Raw genomic sequence first — 26,216 nt, forward strand, 5'->3', positions numbered from 1 at the left:
GTGGGAATGCCGGGGCCGAGTTCAGCACGCGCAGCCTGTCCAGCAGTGGCGATGGGCTGATAGGGTATTGAAATATAATATGAATTCGAAATGCATCATTGACCGACTGACGGCAGAGCGCCCGCTGGTCTACGCGGATGCAGGCAGCTGCTGATGGGGACTGGCGCCGGACTGCAGAAGAGCCGAACAGTCCATGAAAAAACCGTGCCGGAAGAAAAATACCCTCCGGCCAAGGGGCCGGAGGGCTGTGTCTGAAAACCGTCTGTTTCCTGTGATTCGCGCGCAGGCTTTAGAACGGGATTTCGTCGTCGTCGATGTTGTGAGAGGCGCCGCCGCCAAAGCCGCCGCCCTGTGCACCGCCTTGAGAACCGCCCTGGGATCCGCTGTCGTAACCGCCGCCGTAGCCGCCGCCCTGATTGCCGCCGCCATAGCTGCCACCGCCACCGCCCTGGCCGCCGCCGCCTTCACCGCGGCCGTCCAGCATGGTCAGGGTGGAGCCGAAGCCTTGTAGCACGACCTCGGTGGAATAGCGGTCCTGGCCGCTTTGGTCCTGCCATTTGCGGGTCTGCAGCTGGCCTTCGATGTAAACCTTGGAGCCTTTGCGCAGATATTGCTCGCAGACGCGCACCAGCCCCTCGCTGAACACCGCAACAGAATGCCATTCAGTCTTTTCACGGCGCTCGCCGGTGTTGCGGTCCTTCCAGGTTTCCGATGTGGCAATACGCAGGTTGCAGACCTTGCCGCCGTTCTGGAAGCTGCGCACCTCCGGGTCGCGGCCCAGATTGCCGATGAGCATGACTTTGTTGAGAGAGCCGGCCATGAAGTTCCGTCCTTTATTTCCTGAATGTCCTGTCATTCGCCGTCCGGTGCGAATCCGTCCGGGCTGTTTTGCCAGCACACTATAGACCCGGGCAGGGTGAGGAAAGCAGCTCTCTGGGGATGGTTTTATCGTTGTTTGCGCACCGGCGGGGGCTTCTTGCGCCTGTGTTGCTTTAAATTTGCTCCGCATTAGCTATATTTACGCAAACTGGGACAGGATCGGGACAGCGGGAATGCGCAAGGCCGTAGCAGGGTTGGTTATTGCCATGGTGGGAGCAGGGCAGCCTGCGGCTGCGGATGTTCTGAGCACGAAGAACCGCAGGGATCTGTTTGCCGCCCATACACGGGTTCTGGATGGCCGCGCGGCGACACAGTACAAGAACTCTGCCCGGCTGCAGCCGCAGACCTACAGCATCCCTTCTGCAAGCGGCACGCTGCCTTACAGCGGCAAGTACCGGGGGCAATACCTGGAGATGGCCCGCGCGGCAGCGCGCCAGCATGGGGTGCCCGAGGATTTGTTCCTGCGACTGGTGCAGCAGGAGAGCAACTGGAATCCAAATGCGAAATCGCACAAGGGGGCGCTGGGGCTGGCCCAGCTGATGCCTGCCACGGCGCGGGGCTTGGGCGTGAACCCGGCGGTGCCGAAGCAGAATCTTGAAGGCGGCGCCCGCTATCTGGCGCAGCAGTTCCGCAAGTTCGGATCCTGGCGGCTGGCGCTGGCGGCCTATAACGCCGGACCGGACGCGGTGCAGAAATACGGCGGTGTGCCGCCCTACAAGGAAACCCAGAACTACGTCAGGAAAATCTGGGGCAGCTGAGGCTGCGCGGCTGTTAACTTGTGGATAACTTTCCTTAATGCCCCGTTAACTCCGCCGGAGTGTCAAGCATTTGCCTTAATTTTTCATGAATTTGGCGCCAGGTTCTGGAGGGAATGCAGTGTATATCAACAGCTTTGATGAACGGCTTGAACGGATTGACTGGGAGCCGAGCGCGGTGCCCACCCGCCAGATGATCGACAGCGTACTGGCAAGCCGGCTGCAGCTGCAACCGCGTGGCGCAATGCTGAGCCTGGCCGGGGCCGTGACAGGCATCTTGATTGGTGTTGGGCTCAAGGGCATGATGGTGCCGGGCTCTCCCTGGGGGCCGGGCACGGGGCTGGTCGGCGTTGCGGGCAGCGTTTTGGCGCAGGCCGGATTTGCGGTTTCTGTTGTTTCGGCCCTGATGGCAACGGTCAAGGGCTGCAAGGCGCCCCGGCTGATGCAGTTTGCCTCAATCAACTTGCTGATGATCGCAGTTCTGCTGCTGAGCTGAGAGTTTTCGGACCCCATGGGAGTGGGGAAAGTGGAGAGGCCCCATGTGCTGCCCAGTGGCTGCATGTGGGGCTATTCCTTTTGCAACGCTAAAGATTTCCAACTTATGGGCGAAACCGGATCTGACCTGACCGGGTGCGGCTATCTGGTGAGTGGCGCGATATTGACCCTGCGTGACGCCGGATATTCGCCGGCCGCCGGGATGTCTGTTGAAACGGCAGAACACTGACGGCGGGCAGGGCAGTTGGCCGATGCGCTGCATATCCTGCTGCCTGCACTGCGACGGGCGCCCGGCAATCTGTGCATGTCAGACATGACTGCGACATGCTGTATCCGTCTGGGCGCCAGCAGACCGGGCAGGAACGCAAAAGGGCGCCACTCCAGAAGAGGGCGCCCTTTTTCTTTGGCAGCGGTGTCTTACTCCGCAGCGATCTTGATCACCGGTTTCATGCGCTCCAGTACTTCGTCGCTGAGATGGCATTTGATCTGGTGGTCGCCATCCAATGTGCGCACCGGCGGGATCTCCTTCTCGCACAGTCCGCCCGGCACTTCGGATTTCCAGCGGCAGCGGGTCTGGAAGGGGCAGCCCGGGGGCGGGTTCATGGCAGAGGGAATGTCGCCCTCCAGAACAATATGCTCCTTCTCGATGGAGGTGTCGGCAATCGGCACCGCCGACAAAAGCGCTTCGGTGTAGGGGTGGTAGGGCGGTGAGAACACCTGGTCGGTGTCGCCCAGCTCCACCACATGGCCCAGATACATCACCATCACCCGGTCGCTGAGGTAGCGCACGATACTGAGGTCATGAGAGATGAACAGCAGTGTGGTTTTTTCCTCGCGCTGGATTTCCATCAGCAGGTCCGTCACGGCCGCCTGCACCGACACGTCCAGTGCCGAGACCGGTTCGTCGGCAACCACGATACGGGCGCCGCCGGCAAAGGCGCGGGCGATGCCCACACGCTGCTTCTGGCCGCCCGAGAGCTGCCGCGGCATCCGGTCGGCAAAGGCGCGGGGCAGCTTGACCAGGTCCAGAAGCTCCAGCATGCGCTTGCGCCGTTCGGCCTCGGAATTGCCGATGCCAAAGATTTCCAGCGCGCGGATGATCTGGCGCCCGACGCTCATCGACGGGTTCAGCGTGTCGAACGGGTTCTGGAACACCATCTGCACGTCCGAGACGGTGCGGGTGTCACGCTCCTCAATTGGCGTTTGCTCGATGTTCTGATTGTCGAGCAGGATCTGGCCTTCGGTGGCGGTCTCCAGCCCCATCAGCACCTTGGCAAAGGTGGATTTGCCGCAACCGGATTCGCCCACAATGGCAAGAGTTTCGGATTCGCGGGCCTCGAAACTCAGGGTTTCATTGGCCTTGACCACTTTCTTCTCGCCACCGCCGAACAGCGCATTGGCCGCGACTTCGTAGTATTTCTTGAGGTTGTCCATCTTGAGGACAACCTTCCCGGGCGCGGTCTTTTCCTTCTGTTCGGCCAATGTGATCGGTGCGTTCCAGTCGATCTCCTGGAACTTCAGGCAGCGGGTTTCATGACGGTCGTTGCCATGCACCGGCGACATCGGGATCACCATGTCCTGATCGCAGCGGCCTTCCTCGAAATAGTCGCAGCGTGGGCCGAAGTTGCAGCCGTTTGGCCGTTCGTGGGGCAGCGGGAAGTTGCCGGGGATCGCTACCAGCGGGCGCGAGTTCTTGTCGGCACCGGGCAGCGGGATCGAGCGGAACAGCGCCTGGGTATAGGGATGCTGCATCTCGTCGAACACGTCGTGGATCGATCCGCGCTCCACCGCTTCGCCGGAATACATCACGCAGAGCCGGTCACAGGTTTCCAGAACCAGACCCAGGTTGTGGCTGATAAACAGCATGGAGGTGCCGTATTTCTTGCCCAGATCCTTGACCAGCTCGACGACGGCAGCTTCAACCGTCACGTCCAGCGCGGTGGTGGGCTCATCCAGGATCAGCAGCGACGGTTTGGACATCAGCGCCATCGCAATCACGATCCGCTGCTGCTGGCCGCCCGACAGCTGGTGCGGAAAGGAATTCAGCATCCGCTCCGGGTCGGGCAGGCGCACGTCGGTCACCACTTCCAGCGCCCGCTGATAGGCTTCCTTTTCGCTGACGCCTTCGTGGATCATCGGCACTTCCATCAGCTGTTTGCCGATCTTCATCGCCGGATTCAGCGAAGCCATCGGCTCCTGATAGATCATCGCGATTTCATTGCCGCGGATGTCGCGCAGCTCCTCGGCGCTCATCTCGGCCAGATCGCGGCCCTTGAACTTGATGGTGCCGCCGACGATGCGGCCGTTTTTGCCAAGGTCCTGCATGACGCCAAGCGCCACGGTGGATTTGCCGCAGCCGCTTTCTCCGACCAGGCCGACGGCTTCGCCGGGCTGCACGGTGACCGAGAAGTCCATCACCGCGGGAATTTCGCGCAGGCGGGTGAAGAAGGAGATCGACAGCTTGTTAATCTCAAGGATCGGGCCGTCATATTCTGCCAGTTTGTTCATAGTTTTGTCTCCCTGTTGGAGCTGGAAGGGAATTCATCCCTTTCTTCTGGCTCCAAATATCCCGGGGGTCCGGGGGCTGGCCCCCGGTCCCACCGGTTCGGATCAGTCTTTCAGGCTCTCTTCGCGCAGACCGTCTGCCAGCAGGTTCAGGCCAAGAACCAGCGTCAGCAGGGCAAAGGCAGGCGCCATAGCCGGGTGCAGATAGACCGACAAGAGCTTGCGGCCGTCATTGATGGTCGAGCCCCAGTCCGGGCTTTCCGGCGGCAGGCCGAGGCCAAAGAAACCCAGCGTCCCCAAGAGGATCGTGGTGTAGCCGATACGCAGGCAGAAATCGACGATCAGCGGCCCGCGTGCGTTGGGCAGGATTTCCCACAGCATGATGTACCAGGGGCCTTCGCCGCGGGTCTGGGCCGCAGCCACATAGTCGCGGGTTTTGATGTCCAGCGTCAGGCCGCGCACGATACGGAACACCGTGGGCGAATTGACAAAGACCACCGACACAAAGACCACCAGAATACCGCCGGGGATGTCAAAGAAGTCAAGCACCTGGGGCAGGCCCCAAATTGCGAAATCTGCAGTGTTGACCAGATAACCTGAGTTGGAGACCAGCTGCAGGTAGAGCCAGATCGCCAGCACCAGCACACCTGCCAGCAGCGGGTTGCGCAGCTTGGGGCGAGTGTAATAGCGCGAGTTCAGCAGCACCGTGATAAAGATGATCGGGAACATGAACAGCACGATGGCCATGTAGTTCGGAACACCGGTTGCTACGATTTCCGGCGTGACCAGCAGGTAGAACAGCAGGATTACAGGGAAGGCCAGGATCAGGTTGGCGAGGAAGGAAATGAACGTATCCAGCTTGCCACCATAGTAGCCTGCGGGCAGACCCAGGGTGATGCCAACCATGAAGGCAAAGATCGTGGCCAGCGGGGCGATCTGTACGACAACCCAGGCGCCTTTGATCAGACGGCTGAACACATCGCGGGCCAGGTTGTCACCGCCCAGTAGATACCATTGGTAGGTGCCTTCTTCGGCGCCGCGGATCGCGGTGCCGGGGGCCTTGTTTTTCATGCCGGAGATCTGGTTCAGCGGATCATGGGTGACGATCATGTCCATCGCCCCGTAGATGCCGGTGAACACCCAGAACATCACCATGCCAAAGCCGATCATTCCGATGGGACTGTCAAACAGCTTGCCGTAAAGGCCAAGCCGGCGTTTGAAGGACATCGAAAAGATGAACAGGATCAGAAGCGAAACCCAGACCGGAGCAAGCTGATAGAGGATCCGCCCGGTGATTTCAATTGCGCTAAGAGGTTCCATATTTTGCTGCCTTCCTTAGGAGATCCGGATCCGCGGGTTCAGATACACATAGCCGATATCGGAAATCAGCTGCGTGATGAGAACCACCAGAACGGAGACGACGGAGACGCCAAGAAGCAGCTCGATGTCATTGTTGCCTGCGGCTTGAACCAGGGTCCAGCCAAAGCCTTTGTAGTTGAACAGGGTCTCCACGATGACAACGCCGTTCAACAGCCATGGGAACTGCAGCATGATCACCGTGAAGGGGGCGATCAGCGCATTGCGCAGGGCGTGTTTCATCACGATGTTCGGGAAGCTCACGCCCTTCAGGCGGGCGGTACGGATGTATTGTGCGGTCATGACTTCGGTCATGGAGGCGCGGGTCATCCGGGCGATGTAGCCCATGCCGTAGAGAACGATTGTGATCACCGGCAGGGTGAAGTTTTCAAAGGTCGGGTTTTCCATCGCACTGGTTGCGGTGCCCTTGAACCATTTCAGGCCAATGGCAGACGAAGAAAAGACCGCGATAAAGATAACGCCGGAGACATATTCAGGGGTGGCCGTGGTGGTGATGGCAACGGTGGACAGCGAGCGGTCCATAACCGAGCCTTCGCGCATACCCGCAAGCACGCCGAGTATGAGGGCCGCAGGCACCATGATCATCATCACGCAGAACATCAGGAATCCGGTCAAGCCGAGCCGAGTTGCAATAATTGAACTGACCTCATCCTTGAAAACGCTCGAATATCCCCAGTAGCCCTGCAGAATGCCGCAGAAGCTTGGCGCTTCAGCAGGATCGCTTCCGGGCAGGATGCACCGGCCCGTCACATTGCCCTCTTCATCCACGTGCTGATAGGACGGCGCCAGGCCGACCCACTCGAGGTATTTCTTTGGCGTGGATTGCAGATAGCCGCCTTTTTCAAGCCAGCTGGCGACCGCTTCGTCGGACATTCTGAAGTTGCCCTGGGTCTTGGCGAGTTTTTCGAGGTTTGGATAGAGGTTCGTCATAAAGAACACGACGAACGTCAGGCAGAGCGCTGTCAGGATCATGACTCCGACGCGTCTGAGGATGAACAGTCCCATGGAATGCCCCCGTTGGTGGCTGTACGCCTTGTGTTAGGCCAGTTGGCAGGCCGCTATTTGCGGCCTGCCGGGCTTGTCAGCGTTTTCTTGCGTCCAGAAGCTGAGGGCCGCGCTTGGCAGCGCGACCCGCGGGCCGGATCAGGCTTTGATGGCCCATTTGTAGATCTGAGGCAGGTCGGCAATATGCTTGTCCACGCCGACGACGCCGTCGGTGTGGTGGCGCATTGCGGTCCGCCAGTAGGGCTGGATGGTCACGCCTTCGTCGATCATGATCGCCTGCAGCTTGCCCATCACTTCGCGGCGCTTGTCTGCGTCGGCGATCGAGTTTGCTTCGGCGAGCAGGCTGTCGAACTCTTCATTGGCAAAGCCGGATTCGTTCCAGGCTTCGCCGGAGCGGTAGGCCAGCGCCAGAACCTGGGTGCCCAGCGGGCGGTGGTTCCAGTTGGTCGAGCTGAACGGATATTTCGCCCAGTCATTCCAGAAGGTGGAGCCCGGCAGGATGGTCCGTTTTACCTTGATGCCTGCATCGCGCAGCTGGGCTGCGACCGCATCGGTGGTGTTGCGGCGCCAGTCATCGTCGATGGAGAGCAGTTCGTGCTCGTAATCGATCATGCCTGCTTCTTCCATCAGCGCCTTGGCTTTGGCCGGGTCGAAGGGGAGGCGGGTCACCGAGGGGTCGTACTCGGGGTGCATCGGGCCGACATGGCAGTTGTCCGCCGGCAGGCCGTAACCCGACATGCCCAGCTCAAGGCAGACATTGTTGTCCACGGCCATCGAAATCGCCTGGCGGACGCGCTTGTCCGCATAGGGCTTTTCGCCGTTGACCTCTGCCAGCTGGTTGGGGCGGATCACGATGGTGAAGCCGGACGGAATTTCCGAACGGGTCAGGCCGATGCTGTCAAAGATATCGACATATTCGCCAACCGATTCCCAGTTCATGTCGATTTCTTCGGCTTCATAGGCCGCCAGGAAGGCTGCCGGGTCGGTGCCGTAGTCGATGAACTCGATGCGGTCCAGATAGCCGCCCTTGCCTGCGGCGGTGCCCCACCACTCGTGGCCTTCGTTGCGCACCAGGACAGCCTTGACGCCGACATCCATGGATTCCGGCAGCATGTAGCCGGTGCCGATCGGGTTATCCAGCATGGTGTCGCCGCTATGGCTGGCGTGGGTGATGGCTGCCGGGTAGTCGGCCATGCCCGGAATGATGGTGATATCCGGTGTCTGCGTTTTCAGAACAACGGTGTGGCTGTCGGCAACGGTGATCGCACCGTCGGCTGCCTGGCCGGTATCCGCATCGATGAGGGACGCCATGCGGCCGGCCATCGAGTTGCCTTCGAGGCCCTTGTCACACCAGCCGGTGATGTTACGTGCCACATCTTCGGCAGTGAAGTCGTCGCCGTTGTTCCACTTTACGCCCTTGCGGACATGCAGGGTGTATTCGGTTGCGTCGTCGTTGACTTCCCAGCTTTCCAGCAGCATCGGCTCAAACGAACCGTCGCTGTTGTATTCGACCAGATATTCCAGCCAACCGGCTGTGAATGTGGAGATCTGGGTCCAGTCATAGGTGCGCGGATCCTTCAGCGCGCGCACTTCCATCTGCATGCGCAGAGTGCCGCCCTGCTGCGCGTCTTCAGCCGCCTGCACCGGGGCTGCCATGCCGATCAGGCCATAGGCTGCGACAGAGGTCGCACCCAGTGCTGTTGCACGGGACATGAATTCGCGGCGGTCGAGCTTGCCTTCCAGGACTTCTTTGGCATGCATCTTGACGGCCCAATGTACCGGGGCTCCGTTGATGGTGTCTTTTGTCATTTAGTAGGTCTCCCTGTCGTACCGTTCGGTTTTGTTTGTCGAAACGGATATTGGCCCGGCGGTGGCCAGGCGATTTTGGTTCGAGTTTTGGATTATAGTTTCCCCATGCCCTCATTCGGGCAGAGATAGCACGTTTCGTCAATGCACAGTTTCGTCGTTTCCGCGTAAAAATACGACATTTTTGGGGTCGCTTTTTTGAATCCGGCCGGCATGCAGCTGCATACTGTTCAATACTGCCCAGTATTCGGACTGTTATAGCCCGAAAATGGCGGCCTGATTGGTCCGATTTCCGGAATTCTGTGAAGCTTCAGGCTGTTGCATCCTGTTTTGAGCAGAATCACGTAACCCGCTTGGGGTCTGGCCGGTGTGCTGCGCGATGAAACGGGTGAAATAGGCGGCACTGCCGAAGCCCAGCCGTGAGGCGATGTCGCGAATTGGCAATTCGGATTTTATCAGCAAAGACCGCGCTGCATGCAGCTGGCGTTCTGTCAGCAGGGCAGCCGCGGTTTTGCCGGTGACGGATTTGCAGACTCGGGTCAGATGTGTCGGCGTCACGTTCAGGGCTGCGGCGTGCGCGGCCATGCTGTGATGCCCTGCTTGGGGGCAGGCGATGCGCTGGCAATAGGCCCGGCTCAGCCGTTGTGCTGCGGAGTGTTTGCCAGTGGATTGTTTGCCGGTGTTGTCCGGATGGCGGTGCAGGGCGACGGCAGCCAGTTCGCAACGCGCCTGGACAGCACGGGTCCAATGCGGCTGCTGTGCGTCCTGCTCGCGGCTTATGGCCTCAAAATGTCCGGCCAGGCCCGTTTGCTCCTGCAGGCTCGCGAACCGCTTGTGAACCGGCGCATCCGGGAATGGCGACAGCAGGGGGCCGGACATAAACAGCACCTGGCCCAGGCATTGACGGTTGAAATCCGCAGCCCACAAAGCGCCGGCAGGGATGAAGATCACACTGTGCAGGCCAAAGCCGCGCTGCATTCCATTCAGCAAAAGGCGCCCCTGGCCGCGGGTGATCCAGATCAGCAAATGGTGGCTCCGGCTGTGCGCCAGACACGTCTGCCAGCTGCCGTCTGAAGTCAGCCTGACCAGCGGTGCAGTGTGGAACTCTTTGGGCGTTTCTGAATCAAACGGCATCAGCACAATTGGGCAGAGGAACCAGTGTCGGTGGCTGAAACAGGTCACAGATCACTGATTCTGGCAAGTTTCCGCTTGGAAAAGCGCAAAATGTCTAAAAATTGTCAGGCTGAGGCCGACGCCTTCTGCTCAGGCCAGCGAAACTTGGTGCCAGTCTTTCATCCGGGCGCGGAACCAGCTGCGCTGGCGTTTGGCAAACTGCCGGGTGGCAACGGCGGCGCGCTCTTTGGCCTCTTCAAGCGTCAGACGGCCTTGGGCGTAGCCCATCAGTTCCGGCACGCCAATGGCTTTGCAGGAGGGCAGTGCGGCGTCAAAACGGTCGCGCATGGCTTCGATCTCTGCCATGGCGCCTTGTTCCAGCATCAGGCCAAAACGTTTGCGGATGCGGGTCTCCAGCCAGTCCTTTTCAGAATTCAGGACCATGGCCGTGCAGCCCTGCAGTGGCAGCGCCGGGGGCGGGGTGCCGTCCTGCCAGCTGGCCAGCGGGCGCCCAGTTGCTTTAAGCACTTCCCAGGCGCGCTGCACCCGGGCGCGGTTTTGCAGATCGATGCGGCGGGCAGTCTCTGTGTCCAGCTCTGCCCGCAGGGCTTCTAAAGACAATGCGTCGCCTTCAGCCCGCACCGCCGCCGGTGTCGCCGGGATATCGGCCATACCTTCGGTCAGAGCCGTGAAGTATAGCCCGGTACCCCCCACGATGATAACCCGGTCGGGGCCTTTCAGCAGCGACAGCACCTCGCGCAGCCAATGACCGGCAGAATACTCCGCGTCATGCGGTACATGTCCGTACAGCGCATGCGGGGCCTGGGCCTCTTCCTCTGCCGAGGGGCGGGCGGTGATCACCCGCCAGCAATCATAGACCTGACTGGCATCGGCGTTGACGATGACACCGCCCTGGCGTGCGGCAATATCCAGCGCCAAGGCCGATTTGCCAGAGGCGGTCGGCCCTGCGATCAGAACGGGAAGGTCCGGGTCAATGTCAGGCAAGTTCATCCGGGTGCGGTCCATCTTTATGTCCGGTTCCGGAAAACTGTCCGCAAACCGCGCTGCGTGGATTGAAACCGGCAGCGAATTACTCCATTTTGCGCGCAAACTAACCCTCACATCTTCTGGAGCGCAACATGCCTCAACCGCAAGACAAGCCGGAGCTGCATCCGGCCGCCGCCTATAAACGCGTCATGCTGAAAATTTCGGGCGAGGCACTGATGGGCGATCAGGGGTTCGGCCTGCATCCGCCGACCGTGCAGCGTATCGCGAAAGAAGTGCAATCGGTGCAGGAAATGGGTGTCGAGATCTGCATGGTGATCGGCGGCGGCAACATCTTTCGCGGGCTGTCCGGCTCGGCGCAGGGGATGGAACGCACCACCGCTGACTACATGGGTATGATGGCCACGGTGATGAACGCGCTGGCGATGCAATCGGCACTGGAGGGAATTGGCGTCTTCACCCGGGTGATTTCGGCGATCCGCATGGATGAGGTGGCTGAACCCTACATCCGCCGCCGCGCTGTGCGCCACCTGGAGAAGAAACGGGTATGCATATTCGCGGCCGGTACCGGCAACCCCTATTTCACAACTGACACTGCAGCGACACTGCGCGCCAACGAGATGGCCTGCGAGGCGATCTTTATGGGCAAGAACGGGGTGGATGGCGTCTATGACAAAGACCCGGCCCTGCATGACGATGCGGTGCGCTATGACGAGATCAGCTATGATGAGGTCTTTGCCAAACGCCTGAAGGTGATGGATGCGTCGGCCATTGCGTTGGCGCGGGACAACAATCTGCCGCTGATCGTGTTCCCGCTGGATGAACCGGGCGGTTTCCGGGGAATTCTGGCCGGCAAGGGCACCTATACCAAGGTGCACGGCTGAGCGACCGACAGATTGCATGAAACTGCGGATCGCCCATGATCCGTGGTTTTTGCAAGTCCTGACCAGCCCCTCCGTGCCGCAGGGCAGTGGGGGGCTGCGAATTTGGCGGTTGGCAGGCTGAAACTTGTATCACCTGGGACGCGGCCGGGGGGCGGACTGCCCTGACAGCGGCGAATCCTCCGCAACATCGCTATACATCAGCCTTCCAATGGCTTATGAGCCAAAGAAGACCGCCTCAGATAAGGGGAGAGAGCAGCATGTCTGATGATTTTGAACTGGATACCGATGATCTGAAACGCCGCATGGAAGGCGCGATGGCCAACCTGCGCACCGAATTTGCGTCCCTGCGGACCGGCCGGGCCTCGGGCTCGATGCTGGAGCCGGTGATGGTTGACGCCTATGGCTCGATGACGCCGATCAACCAGGTCGGCACCGTGAACGTGCCGGAACCGCGCATGGTCACCATCAATGTCTGGGATAAGTCCCTGGTGGGCAAGGTGGAAAAGGCGATCCGTGAATCCGGCCTTGGCATCAATCCGCAGCTTAACGGCACGATCATCATGCTGCCGATTCCGGAGCTGAACGAAGAACGGCGCCGCGAGCTGACCAAAGTTGCCGGCCAGTATGCCGAGCACGGCCGGGTTGCGATCCGCAACGTGCGCCGCGACGGTATGGATCAGATCAAGAAAGCCAAGGCCGACGGCATGTCCGAGGATGACCAGAAGTTCTGGGAAGCCGAAGTGCAGGAGCTGACGGATCAGATGATCAAGCATGTGGACGAGGCGCTTGAGACCAAGCAAGCCGAAATCATGCAGGTCTGACGGGCGGTATGCCAGCTGACCCTAACCCGCAAGTGAGTGCTGCCGGAGAAGATCCGGCAGCCCGTTCCGGCCCGCGCCATGTGGCGATCATCATGGATGGCAATGGCCGCTGGGCGCAAGCCCGCGGGCGGCCGCGGCTGTTCGGCCACCATGCCGGCGCACGTCGGGTACGTGAAGTTGTCGAGTGCTGCCCTGGTCTGGGCGTGGATTATCTGACCATTTTTGCATTCTCGACCGAGAATTGGAAACGCACACAGACTGAAGTTGCCGGTCTGATGAGCCTGTTTCGCCGATATATCTCCAAGGAAATGAATGCTTTGGCAGAGAAGAGTGTCCGGGTGCGATTTATCGGAGACCGGGTTCGGCTGGACGCCAAGCTGATCAGCCTGATGGACAAGCTGGAACGCAAGACCGAGGGCAACTGCGGTACCCAGCTGACCATTGCGCTGAACTATGGCGGCCGGGACGAAGTGGCGCGGGCAACCAAGCGGCTGGCGCGGGATGTGGCCGATGGGCGGCTGAATCCTGAGGATATCGATGAGGAAACTCTGCCGCGATATCTTGATACCCATGTGCTGCCGGACCCGGATCTGGTGATCCGTACCAGCGGTGAGGCGCGGATTTCGAATTTCCTTTTGTGGCAGTCCGCCTACGCCGAATATGAGTTCATCGACACGCTGTGGCCTGATTTCTCGGCTGAGGAAATGGAACGGCTGTGCAGCAGTTTCGGACGCCGTGAGCGGCGGTTCGGGGCGGTCAAGACATGAGTAGCGCCAAGGGCCGCTGGGCGGACCTGCTGCCGCGAGCCTTGTCGGCTGTGGTGATGATCGCCGCGGGTGGCTATGCCGTTTGGGCCGGCGGGCTTGTTTTTAATGTCCTGATTGCATTGTGCTGCGGTGGCATGATTTGGGAACTGGTGCGGATGCTGATGCCGGCACGTAGCGGCACCGCCCTGCAGCTTGGCGCCATCTCTGCCGCAGCGGTTCTGCTGGCGTCGTTCCTGCCTGCGCTTTGGGTTTTGCCGGTGCTGGCTGCGCCTGTGGCCGCCGGGTTTGGGCAGATCCGCGAACGGCGGCAGTATTTCATCGGCTTTGCCCTGTGGGTGCTGCTGGCGGGCTTTGGCTTCATCTGGCTGCGTGGTCAGATGGGCATGGCCTGGATGCTGTGGCTGATCTGTGTCGTCGTGGTGACGGATGTCGCCGGGTATTTTGCGGGTAAGGCCATCGGCGGACCCAAATTCTGGCCCCGCGTCAGCCCCAAGAAAACCTGGAGCGGCACTGCGTCCGGCTGGATTGCCGCCGCTATTGCCGGGGCGGTGTTTGCCGAGCAGATCGAGCCGGGTTTTGGCATTGTGGCCTTGTCGGTGATCTTGTCGATGGCCAGCCAGGCTGGCGACGTGGCCGAGAGCGCATTGAAGCGGAAAATGGGTGTCAAGGATTCCAGCGGGCTGATTCCCGGCCATGGCGGCCTGTTTGACCGGTTCGACGGGATGCTGGGGGCTGCGGCGATGTTCCTGGCCGTGGCCGTGCTCTGGGGATAACCGGACAGGGAAAACTATGCGGAAAGTCTCGATTTTTGGCGCCACGGGCTCGATTGGCCAGAATACCATCGACCTGATCCGCCGCGCGCCGGCCGGTTATGAGGTGGTGGCGTTGACCGGTGGCGCCAATATTGCGCGGCTTGCCGAAGACGCCATCGAGCTGCGGGCCGATGTTGCGGTGACGGCCTATGAGGAGCGGTTGCCGGATCTGCGCGCGGCGCTGGCCGGCACTGGTGTTGAAGCCGCAGCAGGGCAGGCCGCGCTGGTGGAGGCTGCTGCGCGTCCTGCAGATTGGATCATGTCGGCCATTGTGGGCGCTGCCGGCCTGGCGCCTGGCCTGGAAGCCCTGAAGCACGGCACCACGCTGGCGCTTGCCAACAAGGAATCGCTGGTCTGTGCAGGACAGCTGCTGCTTGGAACCGCAGAAAAACACGGCGCGCAGCTGCTGCCGGTGGACAGTGAACATTCTGCGGTGTTTCAGGGGCTGGTGGGCGAGGATATCGCAGCAGTCGAGCGGATTGTCATCACCGCGTCCGGTGGCGCCTTTCGGGACTGGCCGCTGGAGGATCTGCCCCAAGCCAGCCTGGCCCAGGCCTCGTCGCATCCCAATTGGAACATGGGCCAGCGGATTACCATCGACAGCGCATCGATGTTCAACAAGGCGCTGGAAGTTATTGAAACGCGGGAATACTTTGGGGTGCGCCCGGATCAGATCGAGGTGCTGGTGCACCCCGAATCCCTGGTTCACGCGCTGGTCGGTTTCAATGATGGTGCGTTGATGGCGCATCTGGGCGCGGCGGATATGCGCCATGCCATCGGCTACGCGCTGCACTGGCCCCAGCGTCGGGATTTGCCGGTGGAACGGCTTGACCTCGCGCGGATTGGCCAGCTGAATTTCCGCGCCGCGGATCCGGCCCGCTATCCGGCGCTGCGCCAGGCCTATGAGGTGATGGAGCGGGGCGGTCTGATGGGGGCGGCCTTTAATGCCGCCAAGGAGCAGGCGCTGGACGAATTCATTGCAGGCCGCATCCGGTTCACCGATATGGCTGAAGTAACAGCGGCGGTGCTGGAGCGGATCGAGGCGACATGTGACCTCATTGATGCCGCAATGATACTTGATAACGTGACCCGGGTTGACCATGTCGCCCGTCAAGAGGCGGCGCGTGCCGCGCAAGAACGCATAGGGTAAGATTTTGGACGTACTTTCATTTATTCCGCAGTTCAGCGGTTTTCTGTACACCATCGCAAGCTTTATCGTCGCCCTGTCGGTGATCGTGGCGGTGCATGAGTACGGCCATTACATCGTCGGGCGCTGGTCCGGCATTCATGCCGAGGTGTTCTCGCTGGGCTTTGGTCCTGTGTTGTGGAGCCGGGTGGACAAGCACGGCACCCGTTGGCAGGTGGCGGCGCTGCCTTTTGGTGGCTTTGTGAAATTCCTCGGCGACGCCGATGCGGCGTCTGGCAAGGACGCGCAGGCGATGGAAGCTGTCGCGGCAGACCCCGCAGCCCTGCGCCGGACCATGCATGGCGCGCCCTTGTGGGCAAGAGCCGCGACGGTTGTAGCGGGACCGGTGTTCAATTTTGTCATGTCGGCGATCATTTTCACCGCAGCTGTCCTGTTGCAGGGCAACATGCGTGAACCTCTGACCATTGGTGCGCTGGCGCCTGTGCCCGGGCTGGAAAACGGTCTGCAGCAGGGGGATGAGCTGATCACTGCTGGCGGTGTGCCGGTGCCGAACTATGAAGACGGCGACGCATGGGAGGCGTTCCGCCAGGCGCTGCCGCAGCAACAGCCGATGGCTTATGCTGTGCGCCGCAAAGGCCAAGAAATTATGGTCGACGGGCCGTTTTTGTACCCGCCCCATGTGCATGCGGTGGTGCCGCGCAGCGCGGCGGCTGATGCCGGACTGCAGCCGGAAGACGTGATTGTTGCAGTTGACGGCACCCCGCTGGTGTCCTTTGAACAGCTGAAGGACCTGGTTGAGGCCGCGGACGGCAAAGTTCTGGTGCTGGATGTCTGGCGTAACGGTGAAAACGTCGAAATGGCGCTGGCGCCACGGCGCACAGATGAACCGCAGCCGGACGGCGGTTTTGCCACCCGGTGGCGGATCGGCATTGTTGGCGGGCTGGCGTTTGAACCGGCGACCGAAGCTGTGGGTTTCGGCGAGGCACTTGCCGCAGGCAGTTACCAGGTCTGGGCCGTGGTGGAGACGTCGCTGTCCGGCTTGAAGCACATGATCACCGGCGCTATCAGCACCTGCAACCTGTCGGGCCCGATCGGTATCGCCGAGACCTCTGGTGCGATGGCCAGCCAAGGGGCGGAGAGCTTCATTCGATTCATTGCGGTTCTGTCAACTGCTGTCGGCCTGCTGAACCTGTTTCCCGTGCCTGCGCTGGATGGCGGCCATCTGATGTTTTATGCCTATGAGGCTGTGGCAGGCCGTCCGCCCAGCGACCGGGCGGTTAGGGTGCTGATGACTTTGGGCATTGCCGTGGTTCTGTCGTTGATGGTGTTTGCTCTTGGCAATGACCTGTTCTGCTGAGTCTGCTGAGAACGACCGGCAAAGCCACTGACAAAGGGCGGCCATAGTGCCGCCCAAGTGCTGACATATTTCCCTGTTAACTTTTCCTCAACCTGCAGGCGTTGCGCATCATGCGCGTGGTCTGCGGATGGAGACCTGGGGATTTCGGATGCACACACTCTCACGTTCATGCCGTGGATTTGGCCTGCTCGTTCAACTGAATTGGGACCGGGCGCTGACTATATTTCTTATTCTGGGTGCGCTTGGGGCGGCCGGGTGGCTTGCCATGCTCGTGATTCCCGAAAGCAGCGCAACGGCCAGCTGCGCAATTTGCCCTCTGACCGAGCATTAGTTGGTTTTGACAACCGCATTCAAACCCGGTACGCACGTCGCAAAGCTGCTATAAAAATCGGGTTCTGAAAAATGGTTTGGGGGAAAATCACAGGCAAGTCCTGTGTCGAGCGCAAGTCGGGCATCAACATCTTGTACCGGAAAGTTTCTGCCATTTCTCTGGCAGTTGCACTGGGTTACGCGCTTGTGCCGATGTCTGCCGAAGCGCAAAGCTATCGCTTCAATTCTGTGCAGGTTGAGGGCAACCAGCGCATCCAGACATCCACTGTTGTTGCCTACACGGGTATCGAACGTGGCCAGTCGGTCAGCGCCGGTGAGCTGAATGACGCCTATCAGCGCATTCTTGACAGTGGCGTATTTGAAACAGTGGAAATCGTGCCGCGTGGCAACACTCTGGTGATCAAAGTCACGGAATTTCCGACCATCAACCAAATCAGCTTTGAGGGCAATCGCCGGCTCAAGGACGACGCGCTGGACCAGATTGTCGAATCTGCGCCGCGCCGGGTGTTCAACCCGACCCAGGCCGAACGCGATGCAGCGGCAATCGCCGAAGCCTATAGTATCCAGGGGCGCTTGGCCTCGCGTGTTACGCCGCGGATCATCCGTCGCAACAACAACCGCGTCGATCTGGTCTTTGAGATTTCCGAAGGCGACACGGTGGAAGTGGAGCGGGTGTCGTTCACCGGCAACCGGGTTTACTCGGATCGCCGTCTGCGCCGGGTGCTGGAAACCAAGCAGGCCGGCCTGCTGCGCGGCTTCATCCGTTCTGATACGCTGATCGAGGACAGGCTGGAGTTCGACAAGCAGGTGCTGCGTGATTTCTATCTGTCGCGCGGCTATGTCGATTTCCGGGTGAACAGCAGCAATGCGGAAGTGACTGAGGAACGCGACGCGGTGTTCCTGGTGGTCGATGTGACCGAAGGCCAGCAGTTCAAGTTCGGCAATATCACGGTCACCAGCGAAATGCCGGAGGCCGATGCCGATGAGTTCGCGTCCACGCTGAAAATCAAGCCGGGTGTTACCTACACGCCGACTCTGGTCGAAAATGCAATCGACCGGATGGAAGGGCTGGCCGTCCGCAGTGAGATCGACTTTCTTCGGGTGGAACCGCGGGTCACCAGAAATGACCGCGATCTGACCTTGGATATCGAATTTGTTCTGACGCGCGGCCCGCGCATTTTTGTCGAACGCATCGATATCGAAGGCAACACCACCACACTGGACCGAGTTGTCCGCCAGCAGTTCCAGTCTGTGGAAGGTGATCCCTTCAATCCTCGCTCGATCCGCAACAGCGCAGAGCGCATCCGCGCCCTGGGGTTCTTTGCCAACGCGGATGTGGAAACCCGCGAGGGCAGTTCTTCTGACCAGGTGATTGTCGATGTGGATGTCGCAGAACAGCCAACTGGCTCGCTGAACCTGGGCGGTGCCTACTCGGTGACCGACGGTTTCGGCCTCAGCATCGGCTTGACGGAAAACAACTTCCTGGGTCGCGGCCAGCGCCTGTCGCTGAACATCGCAACGGCGACAGAGTCTGATTCCTATGTGCTGGGCTTTACCGAACCCTATCTGCTGGGCCGCAAGCTGCGGTTCGATCTGGACTTGGGCCTGAATGAAACCGACTCAAGCTTCTCGGAGTATCGGACCAAGCGGGTCTTTTTCCAGCCGGCGCTGACGTTTGACACCGGCGAAGATACATCGCTGCAGATCCGCTATACTTGGGATGCGGATGAGATGCTGTTTGACGATGACGACATCAATCAGAATCTGGCTGGTCCAGTGGTGCGCAGCGAAATCGCGCAGGGCGAACAGTCGGCCAGTGCTATTGGCTTTACCTATCGCTATGACAGCCGGCTGACCGGGCTTGACCCGACCGCTGGTTTCCTGGTCGAAGTCGGTGCTGACTATGCCGGTCTGGGAGGCGACTCCGAGTATATCAAAGCAATCACGAAAGTCGTTGCCCAGAAACAGATTTGGAACGAAGAGGTCACCATCCGCGCGACTTTTGAGGCTGGTGCGTTCCAATGGCAAGGCAGTGGAAACAGCCGGTCAATCGACCGATTTATTCTGACACCAACCGTTCTGCGCGGGTTCGAACCGGGCGGTATCGGGCCGCGGGATCAAGGGTCGGGCAACCCTGCCGGAGGCAATTATAACGACTTCCTTGGCGGCAACTATTACGCAGTTGCGCGGTTTGATGCGGAGTTCCCGCTTGGCCTGCCAGAAGAACTGGGTATGCGTGGCGGCATATTCTATGATGTCGGCGGACTTTGGGGGCTGCAGAACGTGGATACTTTGGCGACAGATAGAATTGTCGGCAATGAAAGATCGTTCCGCCATGTCGTTGGCGTCTCTCTGCTTTGGACCACCGGCTTCGGCCCGCTTCGGTTCAATTTCTCCAAGGCTCTCCAGAAAGAGGACTTTGACGAGGAACAGAGCTTTGACCTGACCTTGCAGGCGAGGTTCTGATCTGGTGCGGCAGTGGGCGCTCCGTATTTGGGCAACGCTGGGGCTTTCGCTGGCGTTGTCTTTTGGAGCCACTGTCTGGGCGCGCGCACAGGAAGCCGCATTAAACGGCGGGGCTGAACTTCAGCTGGGGCTGCCGCAGAGCGGCATTCTTACGGTGCAGCCGGAACGGCTGTTCTCTGAAAGCGCCTTTGGTCGGCGGGTGGAACGCGAAATCGAGGCCGAAGGCGCGGTTCTGACTGCGGAGAACCGCCGGATCGAGGCGGAGCTGCGCAGCGAAGAGCTGGATCTGACCGAGCGGCGCAGCGCGATGGAACCAGATGCTTTCCGGGCTCTGGCCGATGCTTTTGATCAGAAAGTGCAGGAGACCCGCCGCCGTCAGGACCAGAAGCTGCGCGAGATCACCCAAATGGGAGAGGATGCCCGGCACGCGTTCCTCAAGACGTCTTTGCCGGTGCTGCAGCAAATCATGCGTGAAGCCGGAGCCGGGGCAATCCTTGACCACTCCTCTGTCTTTCTAAGTGCCGAAGCGGCGGATATTACCTCTTTGGCGATTGCCCGGATCGACGCCGTTCTGGGCGATGGTGCCACAGATGAGGAGAGCGAGCGCTGAGGGCGCGCGCTTGCCCAAAGGCTGTCCACTTGCTAGGGACAGCGCAGTATTCTTGACGCAAATGGGAACCCAAGCATGACCACTGAGCTGCAAAGCGCTGACATTCAACTGATCCAGCGGATCCTGCCGCACCGTTATCCGTTCCTGCTGGTCGACAAGGTGGTCGATATCGACGGCTACAAGTCCTCTCGCGGTATCAAGAATGTCACCATGAACGAACCGCATTTCCAGGGCCATTTCCCCGGTACTCCGATCATGCCCGGCGTTACCATTGTCGAGGCAATGGCGCAAACCGCAGGCGTCATGCTGGGCGTCGGTATTGATATGATCGACAGTGATCTGCTGATCTATTTCATGAGCATCGACAAGTGCAAATTCCGCCGCAAGGTGGTGCCGGGCGATGTGCTGGAGATGCATGTGGAAACCCTGCGCGGCAAGCCGGGCGGCAAGATCTTCAAATTCCTGGGGCGCGCGACCGTGGACGGGGAAGTGGCTGCCGAGGCTGAATTCACTGCCATGGTTGACCGTCAAAGCGAGGCTGGCTGACATGAGCAACATCCACCCCAGTGCTGTGATCGAAGACGGGGCCAAGCTTGGAAAGGACTGCGAGATCGGTCCTTTCTGCGTGGTAGGCGCCGAGACAGTGCTGGGGGACGGTGTTGTTCTGAAGTCCCATGTGGTTGTCACCGGCGATACTGAGATCGGCGACGAAACTGTGGTGTTCCCTTTTGCCGTGCTGGGCGAGATCCCGCAGGATCTGAAGTTCAAGGGCGAGAAATGCAAGACCGTGATCGGCAAGCGCAACCGCATCCGCGAGCATGTGACGGTGAATGCCGGTACCGAAGGCGGCGGCGGGGTGACCCGCATCGGTGATGATGGGTTGTTCATGGCGGGCTGTCACATTGCCCATGACGCGCAGGTCGGCGATCGGGTGATCGTGGTGAACTCGGCAGCGGTGGCGGGCCATTGCGTGCTGGAGGATGACGTGATCATCGGCGGCCTTTCCGGCATTCATCAATGGGTGCGGATTGGCAAGGGGGCCATCATCGGTGCCGTCACGATGGTGACCAATGATGTGATTCCCTATGGTCTGGTGCAGGCGCAGCGCGGTGAGCTGGATGGCTTGAACCTTGTGGGGCTCAAGCGGCGCGGGGTGGCCCGCAGCGACATCACTGCACTGCGGGCAGCGTTTCAGATGCTGGCCCAGGGCGAAGGCACGTTCCAGGAACGGGCCAAGCGGCTGGGGGATGAGACCGATAGCGAATATGTTCAACGGATTGTCGCCTTTATCACCGGTGGCAGCGACCGTTCCTTCCTGACGCCCGGAGGTTGATGCGATGCTGGCAGTGATTGCAGGAACCGGCGCGCTGCCGGCTGAAGTGGCCGCGCATGCGCCGGGCCGTCCGTTGATCTGCGCGATGGCAGGCGCTGAACCGGATATGGTCGATCCCGAGATCACCTTTCGCCTTGAACAGCTTGGCAGCTTTCTGGAGCGGCTGAAAGCCGCAGAGGTCACCGAGATTTGCCTGGCGGGTGCAGTGCGCCGCCCGCAGATCGATCCTTCGGCTATTGATGCGGCCACCATGCCATTGGTGCCGGTGCTGCAAACCGCCTTGGCGGCCGGCGATGACGGCGCATTGCGGGCGGTTATGGGAATTATTGAACAGGCCGGTTTTGCTGTCCGCGCCGCCCATGACGTGGCACCAGGCCTGCTGATGGCAGAGGGTGTGCCGACCAGGGTTCAGCCGGGTGAGCTGGACAAGGCAGATGCGGATCGCGGTGCGGAAATTGTTGCAGCGATGTCTGTGGCTGACATCGGCCAGTCCTGCGCCGTGCGCAAACAGCAGGCGATTGCGGTCGAGAACCTCTTTGGCACCGACTGGATGCTGGCCTCGCTGCAGCAGCGCCCGGACGGGCAGGGAGGCTTGTTGTTCAAGGCGCCGAAACCGGCGCAGGACCGCCGGGCTGATCTGCCGGCGATTGGTGTTGATACGGTTGAGGCCACTGCTGCGGCGGGCCTGTCCGGCATCGTGCTGGAGGCCGGCGGCGTCATCGTGCTGGATCAGGATGCGGTGATAGCGGCCTGTGACCGGCTGGGTCTGTTTCTCTGGCTGCGCGAGGCATGAGCCTTAGGGTCTTCATTCTGGCCGGCGAGCCTTCGGGCGACCGGCTGGGCGGAGCTTTGATGGCGGGGCTGAAACAGCTGGCACCCGGGGTGCAGTTCGACGGTATTGGCGGCGCGCTGATGGCGGAGCAGGGGCTGGTGTCCCGCTTTCCCATGGATGAGCTGTCGGTGATGGGGCTGGCCGAAGTGCTGCCCAAGTACCGGCACCTGAAGCGGCGGATTCGGGAAACTTCTGCGGCGGTGCTGGAGACCAGGCCCGATGTGCTGATCACCATCGACAGCCCGGACTTTTCCTTGCGCGTGGCACGGCAGGTGAAGGAACACAGCAACATCCGCACGGTGCATTATGTGGCGCCTTCCGTCTGGGCCTGGCGTCCTAAACGGGCAGGCAAGATGGCGCAAGTTATTGACCATGTCCTGGCACTGCTGCCGTTTGAGCCGCCCCTTATGGAAGCCGCAGGCATGGACTGTGACTTTGTTGGTCATCCGGTCGTGGCCGAACCTCAGGCGTCGGAAGCAGAGATTGCAGCCTTTCGGGCCGAATTCCAGCTGGGCGATGCGCCTTTTGTGTTGGCTTTGCCCGGCTCGCGCCGTTCGGAAGTTGCGCGCCTGGCGCCGGTTTTCGGTGCGGCGCTGCAACAGTTTTGCCGGTCCCACCCGGATTACCGGATTGCCGTTCCCGCGGCAGCACCAGTTGCGGATGCGGTGCGGGACGCTATGCAGGATTGGCCAGAGGCCACTGTTCTGCTGGACCCGAACCGGTTTGATCCTCCGCTTGCCAAGGCCCATAAGCGGGCGGCCTTTGCCACGGCGGATCTTGCCTTGGCAGCCTCTGGCACCGTGTCGCTGGAACTGGCGGCCTCTGCCACGCCGATGGTGATTGCCTATAGGTTCCAATGGCTGACCTGGCAGATCATGAAGCGCATGGCGCTGATCGACACGGTCACGCTGGTCAACCTGGTGAGTGATACCCGGGTGGTGCCGGAATGCCTGGGGCCGGACTGCACACCTGCGAAGATCGCGGCTGAACTGAAGAATTTGGCCGCTGCGCCAAGGGCCCAGCATGAGGCGATGGCATTGACCATGGATCGTCTGGGGCTTGGCGGCGAAGCACCCGGATTGCGGGCTGCCCGAGCGGTTCTGGAGCGGCTGCCCCAGACGTAACAGGGGCGCAGCACAAGCCAGGCTTTTGCTGCGCGATTTCGGTGGCGCGGGCGCTGCGCACCCGCGCGGAGCCTGTCGCACCGGCTGCGCAGAACATGAGGGTCAGGATCAGATGATCCGGGGGAATGTATTCTGCTGAGAAGCGCCGAAGGGCAGGTCTGCCCTTCGGCGCTTTTTCAAGTATGAATTGGTGCTCCGCGTCAAGGGCAAGCCGCGCGTGCCGCGCGGAGGCTGCGCCTCCCTAGACCCGCTGTGGCAGATGTTCTGCGCCTCAGTATCCGCGCCAGATCCAGCCGCCGCCGAAGATGCGGCTGCCCTCAGGCGCGTAGAACACGCAGGCCTGACCGGGAGAGATACCTTCCTCCGGTGTCAGCAGTTCCACTTCGGCAGTGGTGGCCGTCAGCGGACGGATGATCGCGTCGCGCGGGGGGCGGGTCGAGCGGACTTTCACCTTCAGGTGCCATTCTTTGCGGCTGGTAAAGGGGTCATCGCCCAGCCAGTTGATCTCGCGCACCGGGATGGTGCGGGTGGCCAGCAATTCTTTGGGGCCGACGACGACCTGTTTCTTGTCCACGTCCAGTTTCACCACATAGAGCGGTTCAGAAAGGCCACCGATGCCAAGACCGCGGCGCTGGCCGATGGTATAATGGATGACGCCCTCATGGCTGCCCAGCACCCGGCCGTCGGAATGCACGATCTCGCCGGGTTCTGCGGCGCCCGGGCGCAGTTTCTCGATGACCGCGGCATAATTGCCGTCCGGAACAAAGCAGATGTCCTGGCTGTCGGGCTTATCCGCCACGGCGAGGCCGTATTGGGCCGCCATCTCGCGGGTGGCGTCCTTGGACGGCAGGTGGCCCAGCGGGAAGCGCAGGTAGTCCAGCTGCTCCGGGGTGGTGGAGAACAGGAAGTAGCTCTGGTCGCGGTTGGCATCCTCTGCGGAATGCAGTTCCGGGCCGTGCTCCCCTGTTTTGCGCTGGATGTAATGGCCGGTGGCCATGCAGTCGGCCTCCAGATCCTTGGCGGTTTCCAGCAGGTCCTTGAATTTCACCCGTTCGTTGCAGCGGATGCAGGGCACCGGGGTTGCGCCCGCCAGATAGCTGTCAGCGAACTCGTCAATCACCGCATCCTTAAAAATGTTCTCATAATCCAGGACGTAATGCGGGAAGCCGCGTTCCTCGGCCACGCGCCGCGCATCGTGGATATCGATGCCTGCGCAGCAGGCGCCTTTCTTTGCCAAAGCGGCGCCGTGATCATAAAGCTGCAGTGTCACGCCGACTACGTCATAGCCCTGATCGGCCAAATATGCAGCAACAACAGAGCTGTCGACGCCGCCGGACATGGCCACGACCACCCGGGTCTCGGAGGGTGGTTTGGCAAAGCCAAGCGAATTGAGTTCCAGATCTTGGTCCAGCGCCATGGGGCAGCTCCTAAAGGCAAAGGGGGCAGGCGCCGCAGAATATATGAAAATCCTAAGGACTCTCAAGGGGCGTGGTTCATGCGGCGTTAAGCCTGTTCGGAAATTCTGGCGTCAGACCCAACGAACAAGATCTTCAGAGGGAAGAAAGATGTTTTTGAAGAAAGTCGACGGGCCGCGGGCAGTTACCCTGCCGGATGGCACCATTATGACCCGGGCTGATTTGCCGCCGGAAACCACCAAACGCTGGGTGGCATCGCGCAAGGCGGCGGTGGTGCGCGGCGTGCTCTATGGGCTGCTGCCTCAGAAAGAGGCGATGCGCCGCTACGGTCTGAGTGAAGAAGAGTTCCGCAGCTGGGTTGCCGCGGTTGCCGACCATGGTGAAGAGGCCTTGAAAACCACACAGCTCAAGAAATTCCGTGATCCGGACGCAAAATAATTCAAACCTTCCTTGAGTTGAAATTGTAATTTAACCATCATGGTAACGAGGCATTAACTTTTTTCCACCAAGGTTAACGCGACCTGAGGGAAACAGTGTACAGGCGGAGAAAAAAATATGCGCATTTTGCTGGTTGAGGATGATCCGACCACGGCCAAGAGCATCGAACTGATGCTGACCCATGCCAACCTGAACGTTTATACGACGGATTTGGGGGAAGAAGGGATCGATCTGGCCAAACTCTATGATTACGATCTGATCCTCCTGGATCTGGGGCTGCCGGATATGAACGGCCACGAGGTGCTGCGCCAACTGCGCATGTCCCGTATCGAAACGCCCATTCTGATCCTGTCCGGTGCCGACGATACCGACAATAAAATCAAGGGCTTCGGATTTGGTGCGGATGACTATCTGACCAAGCCATTCCACCGTGAGGAACTGGTGGCGCGGATCCATGCGATTATCCGCCGCTCCAAGGGCCACTCGCAGTCGATCATCAAGACCGGCAAGATCGCGGTCAATCTGGACGCCAAGACCGTGGAGGCGGGTGGCAAAGCCGTGCATCTGACCGGCAAGGAATACCAGATGCTGGAGCTTTTGTCGCTGCGCAAGGGCACCACGCTGACCAAGGAGATGTTCCTGAACCATCTTTATGGTGGCATGGATGAACCGGAACTGAAGATTATCGATGTCTTCATCTGTAAGTTGCGTAAGAAACTCAGCAACGCAACGGATGGTGAAAATTATATCGAAACCGTCTGGGGCCGCGGCTATGTGCTGCGTGATCCACAGGAGGACCACATGTCCGGCGGACAGCGGATGGCTGTTGGCGCCTGAAGTCGGGAAAACCCGGGTGGCGCGTGAATATGCGCCACCGGTTGCAAAGACCTGCCTCAAGGCGGGTCTTTTTGTTTTGGGGCCCACAGAAAACTGACTGTCA

Annotated in this window: 24 protein-coding genes; 16 read left to right on the plus strand and 8 right to left on the minus strand. The window is 60.4% G+C overall.

Features of this window, described 5'->3' with window-relative positions; all coding sequences use genetic code 11:
• Positions 1-289 precede the first annotated feature (289 nt).
• Positions 290-820: a single-stranded DNA-binding protein gene (gene ssb, locus ACP151_RS02975; RefSeq protein ID WP_424977366.1), complete on the minus strand. Its 531-nt coding sequence runs from the start codon at positions 818-820 to the stop codon at positions 290-292.
• A 232-nt stretch (positions 821-1,052) separates the two neighbouring features.
• Between ssb and ACP151_RS02980 the strand changes: the two genes are divergently transcribed.
• Positions 1,053-1,637 carry a lytic transglycosylase domain-containing protein gene (locus ACP151_RS02980; RefSeq protein ID WP_424977367.1) on the plus strand — a complete coding sequence of 195 codons (585 nt, stop codon included), beginning with the start codon at positions 1,053-1,055 and terminating at the stop codon, positions 1,635-1,637.
• 118 nt (positions 1,638-1,755) lie between these two features.
• A complete protein-coding gene (locus ACP151_RS02985; protein ID WP_424977368.1) occupies positions 1,756-2,130 on the plus strand; it encodes a hypothetical protein in 375 nt (124 codons plus the stop codon).
• A 416-nt stretch (positions 2,131-2,546) separates the two neighbouring features.
• Here ACP151_RS02985 and ACP151_RS02990 read toward each other — a convergent pair whose 3' ends face one another.
• From ACP151_RS02990 to miaA, 6 genes are all read right to left on the minus strand, one after another.
• Positions 2,547-4,637, minus strand: coding sequence for a dipeptide ABC transporter ATP-binding protein (locus ACP151_RS02990; protein WP_424977369.1), 2,091 nt, complete (start codon positions 4,635-4,637; stop codon positions 2,547-2,549).
• Positions 4,638-4,739: 102 nt separating this feature from the next.
• A complete protein-coding gene (locus ACP151_RS02995; protein ID WP_424977370.1) occupies positions 4,740-5,954 on the minus strand; it encodes an ABC transporter permease in 1,215 nt (404 codons plus the stop codon).
• A 15-nt stretch (positions 5,955-5,969) separates the two neighbouring features.
• Complete coding sequence (locus ACP151_RS03000) at positions 5,970-7,016, minus strand: ABC transporter permease (RefSeq protein WP_424977371.1); 1,047 nt, start codon at positions 7,014-7,016, stop codon at positions 5,970-5,972.
• Positions 7,017-7,154: 138 nt separating this feature from the next.
• The gene (locus tag ACP151_RS03005) at positions 7,155-8,825 is read right to left on the minus strand and encodes an ABC transporter substrate-binding protein (RefSeq protein WP_424977372.1); all 1,671 of its coding nucleotides are present in this window, start codon (positions 8,823-8,825) and stop codon (positions 7,155-7,157) included.
• A 252-nt stretch (positions 8,826-9,077) separates the two neighbouring features.
• Positions 9,078-9,956, minus strand: coding sequence for an AraC family transcriptional regulator (locus ACP151_RS03010; RefSeq protein WP_424977373.1), 879 nt, complete (start codon positions 9,954-9,956; stop codon positions 9,078-9,080).
• Between the two features lie 129 nt (positions 9,957-10,085).
• The gene (gene miaA / locus ACP151_RS03015) at positions 10,086-10,961 is read right to left on the minus strand and encodes a tRNA (adenosine(37)-N6)-dimethylallyltransferase MiaA (protein ID WP_424977374.1); all 876 of its coding nucleotides are present in this window, start codon (positions 10,959-10,961) and stop codon (positions 10,086-10,088) included.
• A 113-nt stretch (positions 10,962-11,074) separates the two neighbouring features.
• On the opposite strand from miaA, the gene pyrH reads away from it, so the two are divergent.
• From pyrH to lpxB, 12 genes are all read left to right on the plus strand, one after another.
• A complete protein-coding gene (gene pyrH / locus ACP151_RS03020) occupies positions 11,075-11,824 on the plus strand; it encodes a UMP kinase (protein WP_424977375.1) in 750 nt (249 codons plus the stop codon).
• Positions 11,825-12,081: 257 nt separating this feature from the next.
• Positions 12,082-12,645, plus strand: a complete 564-nt coding sequence (frr, locus tag ACP151_RS03025; protein WP_424977376.1) for a ribosome recycling factor — start codon at positions 12,082-12,084, stop codon at positions 12,643-12,645.
• Positions 12,646-12,653: 8 nt separating this feature from the next.
• Entirely contained in the window at positions 12,654-13,412 is a 759-nt protein-coding gene (locus ACP151_RS03030; protein WP_424977377.1) for an isoprenyl transferase, read from the plus strand.
• Entirely contained in the window at positions 13,409-14,185 is a 777-nt protein-coding gene (locus ACP151_RS03035) for a phosphatidate cytidylyltransferase (RefSeq protein WP_424977378.1), read from the plus strand. The genes ACP151_RS03030 and ACP151_RS03035 overlap by 4 nt, the downstream gene beginning before the upstream one ends.
• 16 nt (positions 14,186-14,201) lie before the next feature.
• Positions 14,202-15,374, plus strand: a complete 1,173-nt coding sequence (gene dxr, locus ACP151_RS03040; RefSeq protein ID WP_424977379.1) for a 1-deoxy-D-xylulose-5-phosphate reductoisomerase — start codon at positions 14,202-14,204, stop codon at positions 15,372-15,374.
• A 4-nt stretch (positions 15,375-15,378) separates the two neighbouring features.
• A complete protein-coding gene (rseP, locus tag ACP151_RS03045) occupies positions 15,379-16,728 on the plus strand; it encodes an RIP metalloprotease RseP (protein WP_424977380.1) in 1,350 nt (449 codons plus the stop codon).
• 402 nt (positions 16,729-17,130) lie between these two features.
• Positions 17,131-19,524, plus strand: coding sequence for an outer membrane protein assembly factor BamA (gene bamA / locus ACP151_RS03050; protein WP_424977381.1), 2,394 nt, complete (start codon positions 17,131-17,133; stop codon positions 19,522-19,524).
• 55 nt (positions 19,525-19,579) lie between these two features.
• Positions 19,580-20,134, plus strand: coding sequence for an OmpH family outer membrane protein (locus ACP151_RS03055; protein WP_424977596.1), 555 nt, complete (start codon positions 19,580-19,582; stop codon positions 20,132-20,134).
• A gap of 75 nt (positions 20,135-20,209) precedes the next feature.
• Positions 20,210-20,680, plus strand: a complete 471-nt coding sequence (gene fabZ / locus ACP151_RS03060) for a 3-hydroxyacyl-ACP dehydratase FabZ (protein ID WP_424977382.1) — start codon at positions 20,210-20,212, stop codon at positions 20,678-20,680.
• A gap of 1 nt (position 20,681) precedes the next feature.
• Positions 20,682-21,467, plus strand: coding sequence for an acyl-ACP--UDP-N-acetylglucosamine O-acyltransferase (lpxA, locus tag ACP151_RS03065; protein WP_424977384.1), 786 nt, complete (start codon positions 20,682-20,684; stop codon positions 21,465-21,467).
• Between the two features lie 4 nt (positions 21,468-21,471).
• Positions 21,472-22,260 carry an LpxI family protein gene (locus ACP151_RS03070; RefSeq protein ID WP_424977385.1) on the plus strand — a complete coding sequence of 263 codons (789 nt, stop codon included), beginning with the start codon at positions 21,472-21,474 and terminating at the stop codon, positions 22,258-22,260.
• Positions 22,257-23,423 (plus strand): lipid-A-disaccharide synthase, encoded by a 1,167-nt coding sequence (gene lpxB / locus ACP151_RS03075; protein WP_424977386.1) that lies wholly within the window; start codon positions 22,257-22,259, stop codon positions 23,421-23,423. The genes ACP151_RS03070 and lpxB overlap by 4 nt, the downstream gene beginning before the upstream one ends.
• Positions 23,424-23,694: 271 nt before the next feature.
• On the opposite strand, the gene mnmA is transcribed toward lpxB, so the two are convergent.
• On the minus strand, positions 23,695-24,840 hold the full coding sequence (mnmA, locus tag ACP151_RS03080) for a tRNA 2-thiouridine(34) synthase MnmA (protein ID WP_424977388.1): 1,146 nt from the start codon (positions 24,838-24,840) through the stop codon (positions 23,695-23,697).
• A 148-nt stretch (positions 24,841-24,988) separates the two neighbouring features.
• Here mnmA and ACP151_RS03085 point away from each other — a divergent pair, with 148 nt between their 5' ends.
• On the plus strand, positions 24,989-25,276 hold the full coding sequence (locus ACP151_RS03085) for a DUF1153 domain-containing protein (protein WP_424977389.1): 288 nt from the start codon (positions 24,989-24,991) through the stop codon (positions 25,274-25,276).
• 117 nt (positions 25,277-25,393) lie between these two features.
• A complete protein-coding gene (ctrA, locus tag ACP151_RS03090; RefSeq protein WP_019296170.1) occupies positions 25,394-26,113 on the plus strand; it encodes a response regulator transcription factor CtrA in 720 nt (239 codons plus the stop codon).
• Positions 26,114-26,216: the final 103 nt, after the last annotated feature.

The organism is Leisingera sp. S232, assembly GCF_049800895.1.
In the GTDB taxonomy this organism is placed as follows: domain Bacteria; phylum Pseudomonadota; class Alphaproteobacteria; order Rhodobacterales; family Rhodobacteraceae; genus Leisingera.

Bases quoted from the DNA above. Each gene is read 5' to 3' on its own strand.
- ssb (WP_424977366.1), bottom strand. From the start codon at position 820: ATGGCCGGCTCTCTCAACAAAGTCATGCTCATCGGCAATCTGGGCCGC.
- ACP151_RS02980 (WP_424977367.1), top strand. From the start codon at position 1,053: ATGCGCAAGGCCGTAGCAGGGTTGGTTATTGCCATGGTGGGAGCAGGG.
- ACP151_RS02990 (WP_424977369.1), bottom strand. From the start codon at position 4,637: ATGAACAAACTGGCAGAATATGACGGCCCGATCCTTGAGATTAACAAG.
- ACP151_RS02995 (WP_424977370.1), bottom strand. From the start codon at position 5,954: ATGGAACCTCTTAGCGCAATTGAAATCACCGGGCGGATCCTCTATCAG.
- ACP151_RS03000 (WP_424977371.1), bottom strand. From the start codon at position 7,016: ATGGGACTGTTCATCCTCAGACGCGTCGGAGTCATGATCCTGACAGCG.
- ACP151_RS03005 (WP_424977372.1), bottom strand. From the start codon at position 8,825: ATGACAAAAGACACCATCAACGGAGCCCCGGTACATTGGGCCGTCAAG.
- ACP151_RS03010 (WP_424977373.1), bottom strand. From the start codon at position 9,956: ATGCCGTTTGATTCAGAAACGCCCAAAGAGTTCCACACTGCACCGCTG.
- miaA (WP_424977374.1), bottom strand. From the start codon at position 10,961: ATGGACCGCACCCGGATGAACTTGCCTGACATTGACCCGGACCTTCCC.
- pyrH (WP_424977375.1), top strand. From the start codon at position 11,075: ATGCCTCAACCGCAAGACAAGCCGGAGCTGCATCCGGCCGCCGCCTAT.
- frr (WP_424977376.1), top strand. From the start codon at position 12,082: ATGTCTGATGATTTTGAACTGGATACCGATGATCTGAAACGCCGCATG.
- ACP151_RS03030 (WP_424977377.1), top strand. From the start codon at position 12,654: ATGCCAGCTGACCCTAACCCGCAAGTGAGTGCTGCCGGAGAAGATCCG.
- ACP151_RS03035 (WP_424977378.1), top strand. From the start codon at position 13,409: ATGAGTAGCGCCAAGGGCCGCTGGGCGGACCTGCTGCCGCGAGCCTTG.
- dxr (WP_424977379.1), top strand. From the start codon at position 14,202: ATGCGGAAAGTCTCGATTTTTGGCGCCACGGGCTCGATTGGCCAGAAT.
- bamA (WP_424977381.1), top strand. From the start codon at position 17,131: ATGGTTTGGGGGAAAATCACAGGCAAGTCCTGTGTCGAGCGCAAGTCG.
- fabZ (WP_424977382.1), top strand. From the start codon at position 20,210: ATGACCACTGAGCTGCAAAGCGCTGACATTCAACTGATCCAGCGGATC.
- lpxA (WP_424977384.1), top strand. From the start codon at position 20,682: ATGAGCAACATCCACCCCAGTGCTGTGATCGAAGACGGGGCCAAGCTT.
- ACP151_RS03070 (WP_424977385.1), top strand. From the start codon at position 21,472: ATGCTGGCAGTGATTGCAGGAACCGGCGCGCTGCCGGCTGAAGTGGCC.
- lpxB (WP_424977386.1), top strand. From the start codon at position 22,257: ATGAGCCTTAGGGTCTTCATTCTGGCCGGCGAGCCTTCGGGCGACCGG.
- mnmA (WP_424977388.1), bottom strand. From the start codon at position 24,840: ATGGCGCTGGACCAAGATCTGGAACTCAATTCGCTTGGCTTTGCCAAA.
- ACP151_RS03085 (WP_424977389.1), top strand. From the start codon at position 24,989: ATGTTTTTGAAGAAAGTCGACGGGCCGCGGGCAGTTACCCTGCCGGAT.
- ctrA (WP_019296170.1), top strand. From the start codon at position 25,394: ATGCGCATTTTGCTGGTTGAGGATGATCCGACCACGGCCAAGAGCATC.